We start from the raw sequence: 14,623 nt of genomic DNA on the forward strand, positions 1-14,623 counted from the left end.
GCTATTTGGTTACTCAGCTACTACCCTTCAGCCCTTACTCTATGCTCGACCCGCACCTGGCCGACCTGCGCAAAACCTACGCCCAGCGCACCCTTTCGGAAGCGGATGTACTGCCCACCGCTGTTCCTCAATTTCGGGTTTGGCTGGAAGAAGCCCTTCAGGCGCAGCTCGATGAGCCCACGGCCATGACCATATCCACGGTAGCCGCTAACGGCCAGCCCTCGGCCCGGGTGGTACTCCTGAAAGGCTTGCCCGACGACGCCTTTCTCTTCTACACCAACTATGACTCGCGCAAAGGCCACGACTTAGCCGAACGGCCGCTGGCCGCCCTCACCTTTTTCTGGCCCGGCCTAGAACGGCAAGTGCGGGTGGAAGGCCGGGTAGAAAAAGCGCCCGAAGCCTTATCAACCGAGTACTTCCAGAGCCGCCCCCGCAGCAGCCAGATTGGCGCCTGGGCCTCGCCCCAAAGTGCAGTAATAAAGAGCCGTGAAGAGCTGGAAGAGCGCGAGAAAAGCCTGACTGCGGACTTCAAGGACCAGGAATTGCTGCCGCGTCCACCCCACTGGGGCGGCTATCTGGTGCGCCCGCACCGCATAGAATTCTGGCAAGGCCGCCCCAGCCGCCTGCACGACCGAATCGTGTACGAGTTGGAAGGCGACACCTGGCGCCTAAGCCGCCTGGCTCCGTAGCGCCACGCACAGTTAAGAATTAAAGATGAAGAATTATGAATTGTTGGAAAGAGCCACTACGACTTTCTAATTCATTCATAGCTAGCCTTTGCCGTCTGCTAATTCTTAACTCTTAGTTTTTAATTTCTAATTCTACTCCTTTTGGCTGAAATTCAACCCTTGCGTGGCTGGCGGTACAATCCGGTTTTGAGCCAGCATATCGATGATTACGTTTCGCCGCTCTTTGATGTGGTGTCGCAGAAGCAGCGGGAGGCGCTTTATCGTAATCAACTCAACAGCATTCATCTATCGGTGCCGCGCGGCGATGATGCGGCGGGTGAGGCGCTGGAACGGCTGCGAGTATGGCAGCAAACGGGCGTGCTGCGCCAAGACGAGTTGCCGGGCATTTACGTGTATTACCAATATTTCCGGCTGCCGGGCAGCACCCGCGAGTTTTGCCGCAAAGGCTTTATGTGCCACATCCGGGCCTACGCCTGGACCGATAACGTGGTGCTGCGCCACGAAAACACGCTGCCTTCATCCGTCAACGACCGGGCGGAGTTGCTGGCCCGCACCGAGTTCCAAACCAGCGCCACCCACGGCCTCTACCGCGACGAGGCGTTCGAGTTGGAGCACTGGATGGACGAGGCCATGCAGGACCCACTCTACCAAACCGAGGAAGACTACCAGGGTGCCCGCGACGTGCTGGCCGTGATTCAGGATGCTGCTATTATCGACCGGTTTCAAGCGGTGCTGGCCCGGCGGCAAGTAATTCTGGCCGATGGGCACCACCGCTACGAAGGTTCCTTGGCGTATCGGCAGGCCCAGCTAGCTGCTCATCCCAACGCCACTGGCTCCGAGGGCTGGAACTATCATTTGATGTACCTCACCAACTCGGCCGCCGACGACCTGCGCATTCTGCCCACGCACCGCCTGCTGCTGGACTTGCCTGGTGACCTAACAGATGCCGAGCTACTGGCCCGGCTGGAACTGTACTTTATTGTGTTGCCGAAAGAGGATGCGTACGACCTGCCCGAGTTGATTGCCGGCAAGCGCTGGGCGTTCGGGTTGTATCTGCAAGATGGACAGGCCTATAAGATTCGGCTGCGGCCGGAGGTGCACGCGCAACTCAATTGGGATACCACGCCCGAAGTGAAAGACCTGGATCTGACGGTGCTGCATTTTTTCGTGCTCGAAAAAGTGCTGGGCATCGTTGGCCCGGATGCGCAGCGGCAGTGGCCGGGTGTGGCCTACGTGCGCAGCTTCTCGGAGTGCCTCAAGCGTGTGGATGCCGGGGAGGCCCGCGCCGCCCTCATCACCAACGAAGTGACCATGGACGAGGTAGAGCGGATTTGCCATTCCGGGGCTGTCATGCCGCCGAAGTCCACGTTCTTTTATCCCAAAACCATTGGCGGCTTTCTCTTCAGCAGCATCCGCACCGAAGAAACCGCCCACCCATTTCTGGTTGATTGAGGCTAGTTTGGCATTGATTTTCAACTACCAACTTGTTTAATCTACTAGTTGATTAATCATATATTAATTATCAATTAATCAGCTTATAACAACCAATAATGAAACTGGTTCTCGCCTCTAATTCGCCGCGTCGTCGGCAGTTGCTCACCGACTTGGGCGTGCCCTACACTGTGCGCTTGCAGGAAGTAGACGAATCCTTTCCCGGACACTTGCGCCGTGCCGAGGTAGCCGAATACCTAGCGGCGCACAAAGCCTCGGCCTACCGCGCCGGCCTTGCCCCCGACGAAGTGGTATTGACGGCCGACACCATCGTTTGCCTCGATGAGGACGTGCTCAACAAACCTGCCGACGCCACCGAAGCCATCCAAATGCTCACCCGCCTTCAAGGCCGCGCCCACGACGTATTCACGGGCGTGTGCCTGCTCGGCGGCGACGGCCGGCAGGTGGTGTTCTCCGACCAAACCCAGGTGGTATTTCGCGCCCTCACGCCCGCCGAAATCGAGTACTACGTGCGCACGTACCAGCCCTTCGACAAAGCCGGCGCCTACGGGGCGCAAGATTGGATCGGTATGGTAGCCGTCACCCGGCTCGAAGGTTCCTACTTCAACGTGATGGGCCTGCCCGTGCACCGAGTCTGGGACGAGCTGAGGAAGCTGGGTTTCCCTTTTAACGTGTAGCGCCTCACCAACAAGCTGGCTTCGTGTTTCCCGCCGCTCCTTCTCTTCCCGTCCCTACCCGATTTCTTGTCACGCTAGGGCTGTTTTGCTTTCTGATAAGCAGCGGGTTCCTTCTCTTAATTTACGGCTTCACCTCGTACGAGCAGGTACGGGCCCTAAGTGAAGTTACGTACCATGAGGGCGGCTACAAGCATTTGGCTTTGGCGGTAACCCCCGCTTCCTATCAGCTGCTCCGAATAGGATTGGCAGGCATAGCAGGCCTGAGCACCAGTTTGCTGTTCGCCTTAGGCTATTTTCAAAAAACTGTTCTAAGAGCAGATGCACGCCAAGTGGGAATCGAAATCCAGAAGGTTGCAACAGTTCTGGGTCGTACGGCGCGCAGGTTGTCGGGGCTGGAGCGGGGCGTGTTTGCGGGGCTGCTACTCTTGCTGCTGGCAGTGCGGGTTTGGTATCTGGTGGCCTACGTCCTCAACACCGACGAAGTAGCCTCCTACGATTACTTTGTGCGGCAAGGCCCCCTGGGTATCAGTAGCTTCTACCCCATTCCCAACAACCACCCGCTGTTCAATTTCGTCTGCTGGCCGCTGTCTTTGCTCTCGGATAATGTGCGGGTGGTGATGCGCCTGCCCACGTTTGTGGCAGCGGCCGTGGGCACGGTTTTGGGCTATCTGTTACTGGTGCGCAGCGGCGGTTTCTGGGCGGCTACCTTGGCCACGGGCTTGTTCAGTTTGTCGCCGCTGGGCTTGTATTACGCGGTAGCTGGCCGGGGCTATTTTCTGCAAATCACCTTGTTGCTACTGGCTTTTTCCGCAACGGTGGCGCTGCTGCAACTGCCCACGTACCGGCGGCTGGGGTGGTTGCTCTTTGTGGGGGCCAGCATCCTGGGGTTCTATACCATTCCTACGTTTCTGTACCCATTCGTTTCATTGAGTTTGGGGTTGCTGGTTGGTTTTGCTTGGCAGCGGCGTTGGCGGGAGTTGGGTCAGCTTGTGCTGGCAGGCGGCATTGTGGGGATAGTCAGTTCGTTGCTTTACTTGCCCGTGGTATGCGTGTCAGGCTTTACCCAACTAACAGGCAACCATTACGTAGCTGAAATGGCTGCTGCTGTGTTTTGGCGCGACTACTCGAAATATTTGCGGTTCCTCGCCGACATGCTGGCCGGAAACGGGAATTTAGGTATGGTGGCGGGCGGCGGCCTCCTAATAGCAGGTCCGTTTTTGGTGCTACTCTTGCCGCGCCGGGCCAAAGTAGTGGGCGCGCTGGCTTGGCTGCTGCTCGTGGTACCGTTAGCTATAATGGTGAGGCAGCAGGTACTGGTGCCTCCTCGGGTGCTGCTCTATCTGAGTTACTTAGGCTGCGTTCTTGGCAGTTTGGTGGCCACCTCGCTTTTTTCGCGCTTACGCGTACCAACCAAGCACCAAGCGTTGCTGATTCTGCTTCTAGTAGCCGCGTACGGAGCCTACCAGTTCGAGCGGCAGTTGGCGCCGCACCAAGTGGAAGTGCGCGAGCAAGAGCAGATGGAAGCCGCTTACGCTTGGCTGACGGGTTGGGGGGAAAAACGAATCTTACTGGCGGCCCCGTCATACGAGCTGTTCTTCCACCACTATGCGCTACAGGAAAAGCGGCCGCTACTTTTGCACTCCACTCCCGTTCCTAATCAGACCTACGACTACGTTGTACAAGACCGCGACTCCGACCCGCTGCCAGCCTGGGTGAAGCCGCCTCTCTATACTACCGTCTATGAAAACGAATCTGTAATCATTTACGAACGTGCAGCAAAGTAGCGGAATACAACTAAAACTGTGTAAACCAAGCGCCAGGCTCGTAAAGTCACTACTCTGGTCAGTGGCCGCGGGCTAGTAGCGCAATGCCACTTACTACTAGCAGCAACCCCAGGGCTTGGGGCCAGGCCAATGTTTCGCGCAGCACGAGCACGCCGAGCACAGCCGTCAACAGCACGGAGCCGCCTACAATAAGCGGCGTGCCCACTGAAGCAGGCGCTCCTTTGCCGTACACCACAAACGTCAGGATTTCGGCTACGCCTATGCTTACGCCAGCCAGCGCGGCTAAGGCAATTCCTCGGGTGCTAACCAAGTTGGCGGGTAACATCCCCCGCAGGTAGAGCACCAGCAGCAGGCCCGCCCCAACTAGAGCGGCCACCACCTGTAGCACCACCGCCCCTACCATCTGGTGAATCTGGCCAGCCGCCGCTTTGATAAACAGGTTGTACAGGGCCATGCCCACCGCAGCACAAGCGGCTAGCTGCCACCAGTTCATTCTTCCTCAGCGTCTTGCAGGCGACCTAGCAGGTTCTGCTGCAACTGCTGCCACGCGGCGTAATCTTCGCCTTTGGATCGTTGTTCCTGTAGCTGCGAGTTTTTCAGCACCACGCGTACGGCTTGCTCGGCCAACTCGCGTAGGTCATCACCGTCGGCGTCGAGGTGGGTAATGGCTTGTACTAAGCCCGGCGGCAGATCCTGTGCGGGTTTACCTAAGATGCCCGCCACAATTTCGGCGGCTGCTAAGGCCACACTAGCATCAGCAAGTTCTAGTTGTCCTTCCTCTTCGGCCGCCGTAGCCAGTGCCTCATAGAGCATAGGCTCGTTGGGATTTTCCAGGAAATCTTCGGCGAAATCAGCTGCCGCGTCGTTGTCGAATGTGTAGTAGCCCCAGGTGCTCATGCGTGAAAGTTTGTAGATGATATTAATGGATGTATTCGAGAGCAGTAATTTTACTGCATGGACTCTTTCACTGTTATTTTCGGCGTTTTTGCTGTGTTATTATTCACGCACAACTTGATTCGGCATATTCGCAACACAAATAGATTGTTACAGGAAGGCTGCAAAGCAACCGGAACAATTGCAGGTCAAAAATTTAGGTTAGGCCGTACTTCCGCCTTCCATCCTTTATTCAATTCACTACTACAACCGGCGAAATTATCGAAGTGGAAGGACACTCAGGAATTGCTGTTCCTCTGTATTCCAAAGGAGAAAAGGTTACTGTTTATTATGAGGCAAATAACCCTAAAAACTTTGCTTTAGACTCTGAATTCGAGCAGTCAACTCCCTATATAGCTTTGATTATACTTTGGATGGTGGTTGCCACTGGCATTGTATACTACGTTTCAAGATAACTGAAGGTCACTTACCTAAACTTCTCCCGCAGCAGCTCAATCTCCACGGCCGGCGAAATCTTCTCGTACAGAATATGGTACGCGGCCGACGTAATGGGCATGGGCACCATGAGTTTGCGATTCAACTCGTAGATGCTCTTCACGGCGTAGTATCCTTCGGCTATCATGTTCATTTCTAGCTGCGCTGATTTTACGGAATAGCCCCGGCCCACCATATTGCCGAAGGAGCGGTTGCGCGAGAACTGCGAATAAGCCGTTACCAGCAAGTCGCCGAGGTAGGCCGAGCCGGACAGGTCACGGGGTTGGGGGTTGAGGGCGTGCACAAAGCGGCGCATTTCCTGGATGGCATTGCTCACCAGCACCGCCTGAAAGTTGTCGCCGTAGCCGAGGCCGTGCGCGATGCCCGCCGTTAGGGCAATGATGTTTTTCATCACCGAAAAATACTCGATGCCGTCCAGGTCCTGAGCCGGATTGGCTTTCACGTAGCGGTTGCGCAAGAGGCGGCAAAAATCCTCGGCCAACACCGAGTCGGGCGAGCCGATGGTGAGGTAGCTTTGCTTTTCCAAGGCTACCTCCTCGGCGTGGCAAGGCCCCGCTACAACGCCCACCTGCGCGTGCGGCAGCCGAAACCGGTCGGCCACGTAGTCGGTTACCAGCACGTTTTTACCGGGAATCATGCCTTTAATGGCCGAAATGATGCGCTTGTTGCGCAGCGCGTCGCGGTCCAGCTTATCGAGCACGGCTTGCACGAAGGCGGCGGGCACGGCCAGCACCAGCCAGTCGGCTTCGCGCACCACTTCCTCTAGGTCGGTGGAGGGAAACACGCGGGTCAGGTCGTGGGCCACCGACGAGAGGTACCGGGGATTGTGACGGGTGCTGCGCAAATGCTGCACGTCGTCCTTGGAACGCAACCACCAGCCCACCCGGGCCCCGTTTTCCGATAAAATCTTGGTGAGAGCAGTGGCCCAGGAGCCGCCGCCGAGCATGGCTATTTTTTCCAATTAATTGACACGTAATAATTGACAAGGGGCCGACTTGCCCGCGCAAGCCAACCGGGAGCTCAAATGTGCGAAGTTTCCTGAACAGACAAGCCCTTGCCCTCTATTCGAGTGGCAAGGGCTTGTTGATTTTCACGGTTTAAAGCTTGGTAATAAGTGGTGGCGGGTTTTACGCAGCCATACTCTTAGCTATTCGTTGTCGCCAGGGCCTTCTTTCAGGGCTTCTTTGTTGAGGCTCTTGGCATCCTTAACCACAACCAGCGCCCCATCCTTCAGGGTTTTGGCTACGGCCCGGAACGGTCCGCTCACCACTTGAGCACCGGGTTGCAGCCCACTCAATATTTCAATGTTTTGGAAGTCGCTGATGCCCGTCTTGACCGGAGTCATCACGGCCTTGCCGTCATGAATTACAAAAACCACTTCCTGCACATCGGCAGTAGAAGCGGCCGGGGTGGCTTCCCCGGTCCCGCCGCCTCTACGACTTACCTGCACAGCGGCACCTTGCTCACCCGCCTTGCCAGCGGCGAGCGTGCTATCGGTGCGGGTAGTAACGGCGGCTAATGGCACGCTCAGCACGCCCGATTTGCGGTTGGTAATGACGTCGACGGAGGCAGTCATGCCGGGCCGAAACGGCACGACGGTGCGGCCGTTAGTTGTGCGTAGCAGATGGCGGTACGAATCGGGCAGCAGCCGGATCCGCACCTCAAACTCGGTTACGGCTTCGGCGGTCAGGGCGTCTTTGGCTGTGTTGGCAATGCTGGTCACGAGGCCCCGAAACTTCTCGTCTTTGCTGGCATACGAGTCCACCTCCACCAGGGCAGAGTCGCCGAGCTGGACGTTGATGATGTCGTTTTCGTTGACGTTGACGCGCACTTCCATGGAATTCAGGTTGGCAATACGCATAATTTCGGTACCCGCCATCTGCGAGGTACCTACTACCCGTTCGCCTTTCTCCACGTTCAGCTTGCTCACGGTGCCACTCACCGGCGCGTAGATGGTGGTTTTGTCGAGGTTGCGGCGCGCTTCTTCCAAGCCGGCTTGCGCACTTTGCACGTTGCTTTGCGCCGCCCGAATGCTTTGGCGGGCGCTGTTCAACTCTTCCTGCGAGGCGTCGTACGCGGCTTTGGCGGCCTCATAATCGGCCTGCGAAATCACCTTCTGCTTGTAAAGGGACGCGTTGCGCCGATACGTCAGCTCGGTTTGCTTGGCGTTGGCAATGAGCTGCTGCAACCGCGCCTGGGTCTGGCCCACGTTGGCCCGCTGTGAATTCACGGCCGCCGACTGCTGGTTGACCATGGCCCGGTAGTTGTCGGGGCGGATACGCAGCAGTAGCTGGCCCTTCTTCACCGAGTCGCCTTCCTGCACGTACAGCTCGATTATCTCCCCCGATACGTCGGGCGAAATCTTCACTTCCGTCTCCGGCTGCACCTTGCCCGAAGCGCTTACCTGCTCCACGATATTAACCGTGGCAGCCTTGGCAGCCGTTACCTCGGTGCCGGGCGGCTTGCCCCACCACCCCTGCTTTTTCCCCAGCACAAAGCCACCAATCAGCAACCCGATGACGGCCAGTAAAATATACAATAAGCGGTTGTTCTTCATGAAAGAGTAACTGAATGAGAAAAGAGTAACAAAGCAATGGAATAGCCGAGTAATCGTTGAGCGAAATTACTCAGCTGCTCCATTACTCAGTGCCCCTTACAGCGTCAGGGGCCGGCCTTGGTAGAAATCCAGCACCTTGCGGCGGAAAATGAACTGGTATTTGGCCTGGATCATGCTCGACTCGGCAGCCGTTAGGTTATTCTTAGCAATATTGAATTCGGTGCCATTGAGCAACCCGTTGTTGAACCGAATTTCCGAGTTACGGTAGGCGGCGGACAGGGCCTGCACCTGCTGGCGCGAGGCAATGTACTGCCGCTGAGAGGCTAGCGCATCGGCGTAAGCTTGCTGAATATTTTGGCGCAGCGTGAGCCGGGCCTGGTCGAGGCGTAGCTCGGCTTGCTTCACGGCCAGCTGCGAACGTTGCACGTTGGTGCGCACCTGCAACCCATTTAGGATGGGCACCTGCACCACAAACTGCACCGACCGACCCAGGTTGTTTTTAAGTTGGTCGGGGAAGTCGCTGGAAGTGGAACTGCGCACCGGCTGCTTGGGCGATAATGCCAAAAAGGACGTAGGCGCGGCCTGACCCGTGACGGGGTCGATCTGAAAAACCGGCAACGGCAACTGCACCGAATCGCCGGTGATGATGGGGCGGGTGTAAAGCGAGGAGTAGCCCGTGAAGATACTGGCATTCAAGAACAAGCGGGGATAATAGCCCCCGCGCGCCACGTCCACGTTGCGTAGGGCCGAGCGCACGCGCAAATCAGCCGCCTTGATGTCGGGTTGCTGCGCCTGCGCCGTCTGATAGGTTGCATCCGGGTCCGTATCATCGAGCGACTGCTCGTTGGGGTCAGCCAGCTGGGGCGTCGTTATCTGCAAGGCGCGGGTAGCGGCGGCATCCAGATTCAAGAGTTGGGCCAGTTGCAAACGCGCAATGGTTAGCTGATTCTGAGCCGTAACCACATTATATTGATCGGTGGCGAGTTGCGCCTGGCTATCAAGCAAGTTGCTTTCCGCCACGCTACCGGCTTTTAGCAGCAGCTTGGTGCGCTCTACCTGCTGCTGCGAGCTGTTCACGCGCACTTCGTTGGAGCGTAGCAGTTCCGCGGCCAGTACGGTTTGCAAAAACGCCGAAGCCACATTGAGCGCTAAATCGTTGCGGGCCTTGTCGGCATCGTACACGCCCGCCTCAAATTCCAGCGCGTTGCGCTTCACCGTATTACGCAGCTGAAATCCCGAAAACAAGGTTATCTGCGTGTTGCCCGAGAAGTTGTTGGTGCGCGTGGTCTGGTCCTGAAACACGTTGGTGAGCGGGTTCACGGTCGTACCATAGTTCCAGGCCTGCGTGCCCGACAAGTTGGCGGTGGGCAGCAGCGCCGCCTTGCTCTGGCGGAGCGTAGCCGCATTCACATCCGATGACAGCTGACTCTGGCGCACCGTCAGGTTGTTTTGCAGGGCATAATCGATGGCGCTTTGCAGCGTCCAGGGTCCCGTAGGCGAGGCGGCCTGAGCCGCTACCGTACCCGCCGGTGGCTGCGCGGGCGTGGTGGTTTGAGCCGTAGCCAGGTTACTCAGCAGCAGCAGCGCGCCGCAGCCGGTCGCCCGCAAAGGGTGTAACCGAGAAGTAAAGCGTGGTTTCATAAGCACCAGACAGGCAAAAGATTAGGTGATATTCGGAATATACGTGACGCGGTGCACCCAGCGCAGTTGGCGCAGATACTCCAGCGTGATGTCTTTCAGGTCGGAATCCATCTCAATGAAATGCCGCGCCCGGTCGTTCTTGCCCTTCCGCGACACCGACATGGTGGCAATGTTACAATCGTCGTGCGCAATCACCGAGGCGATAAAAGCAATGGAGCCCGTGCGGTCGTCGGCATCGAGGATAAGCGTGTGCAGAGAAGCCGAGAAATCAGCCGGAAAACCATCGACCTCCACAATCCGAATCACGCCGCCGCCCCTGCTTTGCCCCACTACCTCCACCTGCTGGCTGGTGCGCTCGTCGCGCAGCTGCACCTTAATGGTGTTCGGGTGCATGGTCGAGGCGTTGCCTACGCTCTGAAACGTATACTGCAAGTTAGCTTCTTGGGCGTGGTCGAGAGCCTCGCGGATGCGCACGTCGTCGGTGGCATAGCCCAGCAGGCCCCCAATGATGGCGCGGTCGGAACCATGCCCTTCGTAGGTGCGGGCAAACGAGTTGTAGAAGGTGATGATGGCGTGCGTTGGAATACTGCCGAGGATGCGGATAGCAGCCCGGGCAATACGCACTACGCCTGCCGTGTGCGAAGAACTGGGCCCGATCATCACCGGCCCAATCATGTCGAAAATACTGCTTTTCTCAGCCATAAGACGGGGTAAAGGTATCAGATTCGACGGGGATACCAAGTGACAAGCCAGGGCTGATTTTTCGACTCCGGCGCCCTTTGAAGCACTATCAGAGGTATAGATGCAGTCCGGCGGGCAGGGGTTGCCCGCCGGGTGTCAATTCGCCGCCTTTTTCGTTCTTTGTGTTGGATTCACCTACCACCACTCCTTAGTCTATGCCTACTCCCGAGGACGAGTTTTCGCCCGCCGTATGGAACCAGCTTCGCCGATTGCAGGAAAAGTATGCCGCTGATGGCCAAGATCTGGCTGCTTACTTAGAAGGATTATACCACGCCGACTACGTTAACTACTGGGACTACATCAACCTCGATACGCTCCTGAGTTTGCAACGCCCGCTCACCAAGATTCCCGACGAGCGGATCTTTATCATGTACCACCAGATTACCGAGCTGTACTTCAAGCTCTGTCTCTGCGAATACGAGCAGATTGGCGAGTTGCAGCAGCCTACGTTGCAGGAGCTAGTCTTGCGCGTGGGCCGCATCAACCGATACTTCGAGAACCTGATTGATTCGTTCGACGTGATGGTCGATGGCATGGACAAGCAGCAGTTTCTACAGTTTCGCATGGCCCTGATGCCAGCGTCGGGTTTTCAGTCGGTGCAGTACCGGATGATAGAAATTGCGAGTACCTCTCTCGACAACTTGGTGGATAAGGAGAAGCGCCGGTTGCTCGGCGAAGCCGCCGCGCACGACGAACTACTGGGCTGCATCTATTGGAAAGCGGGAGCAACTATTGAGGAGAGTGGCGCCAAAGCACTAACACTCATTCAGTTCGAAGAAAAGTACACCCAGCAGCTTAGTGCGCACGCCGCCCACTACCACAACCGCAACGTATGGAACGTGGTGCAGCGCCTACCCGAAACCGACCAGCAACATCCGCGCCTGCTGCGCCAACTCCGGCAACTCGACGTGAACGTAAATGTAAACTGGCCACTGATGCACTTCAAGTCGGCGGTGCGCTACTTAGAACGGGACCCCACGGCTATTGCCGCCACGGGCGGCACCAACTGGAAGAAGTATTTGCCTCCCAAGTTTCAGCGCCGCATTTTCTATCCTCAACTCTGGAGTGCGCAGGAATTAGAGGAATGGGGCAAAGGCTGGGTGGAAAGTGTGCTTGGTGATGAGGTAGGGGCGTAGAGTACTGACTGAAGCCGTCTAGAACTGCCTAGTAATTAAGAGGTATTATAGACGCAACTTTGCCACCAATTTCATATTACTATTCGTATTAAAACAAAGAAGCCAGGCCACTAAGTAGCCTGGCTTTCTTGTTTATTGCTAGCTCTCTATTTTACCGTGAAGGCAGCCTGCGTGTTTTCCCACGCCATAGTAACAGTACCCGCTTTATCGGCCGTAATGGTGAATTGCTCGACTGGTTGGGAAGTCTTGCTAGGTTTCACTTTTACGCGCAAGGCATCCTGCTTCTCGTCGTACTTAAAAGCTCCCCATTGCTTGGCAGTCTTGTTGAAGATGACGGTCCACTCCTGCTCACCTGGAATGGTAAACAGCGCATACGTGCCCGCGGGCAGCGCTTGTCCGTTGATGGTGACGGCCTGTTTGGCTTCAAACGTAGTGGCCTCATTGGCCCCCGTGCGCCACACCTTGCCATAAGGTTCCAGCTCGCCAAATATCTTACGGCCCTTCATTGAAGGCCGACTGTACTCAATAGTGAAATTAGAACCTGCAACGGTGGCCGGCGGGCTAGGCCGCTTCGACTTGTCTTCGGGCATTTTGGCCTGAGCAAAAGCACCACCAGAAAGAAGCACGGTCCACATGAAAAGCAGTAGGAATTTAAAGGACTGGTTACGCATGACTGTAGTGTGGAAAAGTTGGGTAGAAGTGAACAAAGGCAATATCTTCAGGCTATAGACTCTATTTTTGCAACAAAGATGTATGCCTGCCACCGGCTAGACAAATGATCTGCCATGTTGTAGAGATTCGCTTAACTATGGCGAAAGGCAGATAAAAATGTCTTTGCACAATAATAGCACCAGCTTAAGAAGATCCGACAAGTAAAACTCAACAGCCTGCCAACAACTACTGCGGCTGATTAGGCAATCAGCCTTTACTTTACTGCTGTTGGTGTGGGCAATAACCGCCTGCGAGTACGCGCCGATCTGTATGTGGAGCCAACGTATTTCAAGGATGGCCACTTAGCCGTTTCTCCCTTATACACCTTGTTGCTACCGGCCAAGACAAGAGCCTAGCGCAGCTTCTACCCGAGTAAGCTACCGCAAAGCAGCCCGGTATGTGGTGGATTGATTGGCTCTGTAGTCTACGGCCGACACTACTGCGCGCGTCGTCAGCTAGTTACATAGCTTATTACTATATACTGAACCTTTTCCGCTTCAACTCCGGTTTATTCTGCCAACCAGCAATCCAACCAATTGACTTCGCCTGTTGAAAAATGGACCAGCAGTATCATCCTGACTTAAGCGCCCGTTTGGAAAAATCATTTGAGGAAGCCGATAAGGCTCGGGAAATGCTGACTGAATCGATGGCCAATACTCTTGCCACCAATTGTGACCTCTTGCACCATGGCCTCGTCAGTGCCAAAGGGCTCGAAGTCACCACCGAGATGTACCGCCATATGCTGGGCAACTTGCTGCGTAATAAATCGGGCGAGGTCCGGGCTCAAGTGCTAGATTCCTTCAACCAATCCATGGAGAAGTTCTGGCCTCGCAAGCGAGCCGATGGCTCTGGCCTTGTAGAGTCAATTGAATAAGGTTAAAGCTGCATTGCCTGCGTGTTGGCCTATCGTATATATAGGAGTTACCACTTAGGCTTTCACCTGCTGATCACAATTAATTAAGATTACACTTTTGAGTTGTTGTTGCTAATTGACTTTCGCGTAGCCAAGTGGTCTTTTCGGCATTGCGAGCGTCGTACCTTTGCAATAGCCTTATTTTATTACTGGTTAAAAGGATAACCACCTTTCACCATTTTCATGTCTGATTTCAAGCAAGAAATCGAGGTATTGCTGCCGCCAGCCGTAGCCTACGACGAATTTAAGCGCTACAGCGCTCTTCTTACGGCCGCGGGCTTAGCGCCCGGTGAGGCCGATTTTGTACACCTCCGCAAACGCTCGATTGATGCCCGTGGCCGCCAGCCGCTGGTGCGCCTGCGCGCCGACATCTATCAGACGCCCCCGCCTGCCGAGCTATTTGGCCCGTGGTTTCGTTATCCGGATGTACGCCACGCTCAGCGTACCATCCTGATTGTGGGCGCTGGGCCCGCCGGCTTGTTTGCGGCCTTGCGGGCCATCGAACTAGGCATTCGGCCCATCGTGCTGGAGCGAGGCAAAGACGTGCGGACCCGCCGCCGCGATTTGGCCGCTCTCAATAAAGAGCACCTCGTCAACCCCGATTCCAACTATTGCTTTGGCGAGGGAGGCGCGGGCACTTACTCAGATGGCAAGCTCTACACCCGTGCTACCAAGCGTGGCGACGTCGGCCGTATTCTGCGCCTGCTGGTGCAGCACGGCGCCACCCCCGATATTTTGGTTGATGCGCATCCGCACATTGGCACCAATAAGTTGCCTTCGGTGGTAGCAGCCCTGCGCGAAAGCATCCGTGAGGCTGGCGGAGAAGTACGTTTTGATACCCGGGTTACGGATTTAGTACTGGAGAACAACCGTTTGCATGGCGTGGTAACGGCTGGTGGCGAGGCGCTAGAAGCGGACGCCGTTATCCTAGCT

General features: G+C 56.2%; 15 protein-coding genes. 8 read left to right on the forward strand and 7 right to left on the reverse strand.

All coding sequences use genetic code 11. The features are described from left to right. The first annotated feature begins 41 nt into the window (after nt 1-41). The 4 genes from pdxH (at nt 42) to ACFE7X_RS13365 (ending at nt 4,602) form a co-directional block, all read left to right on the forward strand. Nucleotides 42-689: a pyridoxamine 5'-phosphate oxidase gene (gene pdxH, locus ACFE7X_RS13350; RefSeq protein ID WP_375436170.1), complete on the forward strand. Its 648-nt coding sequence runs from the start codon at nt 42-44 to the stop codon at nt 687-689. Nucleotides 690-830: 141 nt separating this feature from the next. Further along, nucleotides 831-2,141 (forward strand): DUF1015 domain-containing protein, encoded by a 1,311-nt coding sequence (locus ACFE7X_RS13355; RefSeq protein ID WP_375436171.1) that lies wholly within the window; start codon nt 831-833, stop codon nt 2,139-2,141. A 98-nt stretch (nt 2,142-2,239) separates the two neighbouring features. Then, on the forward strand, nt 2,240-2,818 hold the full coding sequence (locus ACFE7X_RS13360; protein ID WP_375436172.1) for a Maf family nucleotide pyrophosphatase: 579 nt from the start codon (nt 2,240-2,242) through the stop codon (nt 2,816-2,818). A 23-nt stretch (nt 2,819-2,841) separates the two neighbouring features. Next, nucleotides 2,842-4,602 carry a hypothetical protein gene (locus ACFE7X_RS13365; RefSeq protein ID WP_375436173.1) on the forward strand — a complete coding sequence of 587 codons (1,761 nt, stop codon included), beginning with the start codon at nt 2,842-2,844 and terminating at the stop codon, nt 4,600-4,602. A 58-nt stretch (nt 4,603-4,660) separates the two neighbouring features. Here ACFE7X_RS13365 and ACFE7X_RS13370 read toward each other — a convergent pair whose 3' ends face one another. After that, complete coding sequence (locus tag ACFE7X_RS13370) at nt 4,661-5,095, reverse strand: EamA family transporter (RefSeq protein ID WP_375436174.1); 435 nt, start codon at nt 5,093-5,095, stop codon at nt 4,661-4,663. Then, a complete protein-coding gene (locus ACFE7X_RS13375; protein WP_375436175.1) occupies nt 5,092-5,499 on the reverse strand; it encodes a DUF4259 domain-containing protein in 408 nt (135 codons plus the stop codon). Before ACFE7X_RS13375 ends, ACFE7X_RS13370 begins: the two co-directional genes overlap by 4 nt. A gap of 227 nt (nt 5,500-5,726) precedes the next feature. Here ACFE7X_RS13375 and ACFE7X_RS13380 point away from each other — a divergent pair, with 227 nt between their 5' ends. Next, nucleotides 5,727-5,951: a DUF3592 domain-containing protein gene (locus ACFE7X_RS13380; protein ID WP_375436184.1), complete on the forward strand. Its 225-nt coding sequence runs from the start codon at nt 5,727-5,729 to the stop codon at nt 5,949-5,951. Nucleotides 5,952-5,962: 11 nt separating this feature from the next. On the opposite strand, the gene ACFE7X_RS13385 is transcribed toward ACFE7X_RS13380, so the two are convergent. The 4 genes from ACFE7X_RS13385 to sdaAB all read right to left on the reverse strand — a co-directional run bounded on the left by ACFE7X_RS13385 (nt 5,963) and on the right by sdaAB (nt 10,891). Beyond that, on the reverse strand, nt 5,963-6,952 hold the full coding sequence (locus ACFE7X_RS13385; protein ID WP_375436176.1) for an NAD(P)H-dependent glycerol-3-phosphate dehydrogenase: 990 nt from the start codon (nt 6,950-6,952) through the stop codon (nt 5,963-5,965). Nucleotides 6,953-7,138: 186 nt separating this feature from the next. Beyond that, entirely contained in the window at nt 7,139-8,548 is a 1,410-nt protein-coding gene (locus ACFE7X_RS13390) for an efflux RND transporter periplasmic adaptor subunit (protein WP_375436177.1), read from the reverse strand. A gap of 96 nt (nt 8,549-8,644) precedes the next feature. Continuing rightward, on the reverse strand, nt 8,645-10,189 hold the full coding sequence (locus ACFE7X_RS13395) for a TolC family protein (RefSeq protein ID WP_375436178.1): 1,545 nt from the start codon (nt 10,187-10,189) through the stop codon (nt 8,645-8,647). Nucleotides 10,190-10,210: 21 nt separating this feature from the next. Then, entirely contained in the window at nt 10,211-10,891 is a 681-nt protein-coding gene (sdaAB, locus tag ACFE7X_RS13400; RefSeq protein ID WP_375436179.1) for an L-serine ammonia-lyase, iron-sulfur-dependent subunit beta, read from the reverse strand. A gap of 194 nt (nt 10,892-11,085) precedes the next feature. On the opposite strand from sdaAB, the gene ACFE7X_RS13405 reads away from it, so the two are divergent. Next, nucleotides 11,086-12,066, forward strand: a complete 981-nt coding sequence (locus ACFE7X_RS13405; RefSeq protein ID WP_375436180.1) for a tryptophan 2,3-dioxygenase family protein — start codon at nt 11,086-11,088, stop codon at nt 12,064-12,066. 146 nt (nt 12,067-12,212) lie between these two features. Here the strand turns inward: ACFE7X_RS13405 and ACFE7X_RS13410 are convergent, their stop codons facing one another. Further along, complete coding sequence (locus ACFE7X_RS13410; RefSeq protein ID WP_375436181.1) at nt 12,213-12,737, reverse strand: DUF2911 domain-containing protein; 525 nt, start codon at nt 12,735-12,737, stop codon at nt 12,213-12,215. A gap of 632 nt (nt 12,738-13,369) precedes the next feature. Between ACFE7X_RS13410 and ACFE7X_RS13415 the strand changes: the two genes are divergently transcribed. After that, nucleotides 13,370-13,651: a hypothetical protein gene (locus ACFE7X_RS13415; RefSeq protein ID WP_375436182.1), complete on the forward strand. Its 282-nt coding sequence runs from the start codon at nt 13,370-13,372 to the stop codon at nt 13,649-13,651. Between the two features lie 222 nt (nt 13,652-13,873). Then, nucleotides 13,874-14,623 (forward strand): NAD(P)/FAD-dependent oxidoreductase (locus tag ACFE7X_RS13420; protein WP_375436183.1); only part of this gene is annotated, 750 nt, incomplete at its 3' end.

This window comes from uncultured Hymenobacter sp. (assembly GCF_964242765.1).
In the GTDB taxonomy this organism is placed as follows: domain Bacteria; phylum Bacteroidota; class Bacteroidia; order Cytophagales; family Hymenobacteraceae; genus Hymenobacter.

What these genes read in the sequence shown, in the direction of transcription:
- pdxH (WP_375436170.1), top strand. Translation starts at nt 42, where the DNA reads ATGCTCGACCCGCACCTGGCCGACCTGCGCAAAACCTACGCCCAGCGC.
- ACFE7X_RS13360 (WP_375436172.1), top strand. Translation starts at nt 2,240, where the DNA reads ATGAAACTGGTTCTCGCCTCTAATTCGCCGCGTCGTCGGCAGTTGCTC.
- ACFE7X_RS13370 (WP_375436174.1), bottom strand. Translation starts at nt 5,095, where the DNA reads ATGAACTGGTGGCAGCTAGCCGCTTGTGCTGCGGTGGGCATGGCCCTG.
- ACFE7X_RS13375 (WP_375436175.1), bottom strand. Translation starts at nt 5,499, where the DNA reads ATGAGCACCTGGGGCTACTACACATTCGACAACGACGCGGCAGCTGAT.
- ACFE7X_RS13390 (WP_375436177.1), bottom strand. Translation starts at nt 8,548, where the DNA reads ATGAAGAACAACCGCTTATTGTATATTTTACTGGCCGTCATCGGGTTG.
- ACFE7X_RS13395 (WP_375436178.1), bottom strand. Translation starts at nt 10,189, where the DNA reads ATGAAACCACGCTTTACTTCTCGGTTACACCCTTTGCGGGCGACCGGC.
- sdaAB (WP_375436179.1), bottom strand. Translation starts at nt 10,891, where the DNA reads ATGGCTGAGAAAAGCAGTATTTTCGACATGATTGGGCCGGTGATGATC.
- ACFE7X_RS13405 (WP_375436180.1), top strand. Translation starts at nt 11,086, where the DNA reads ATGCCTACTCCCGAGGACGAGTTTTCGCCCGCCGTATGGAACCAGCTT.
- ACFE7X_RS13410 (WP_375436181.1), bottom strand. Translation starts at nt 12,737, where the DNA reads ATGCGTAACCAGTCCTTTAAATTCCTACTGCTTTTCATGTGGACCGTG.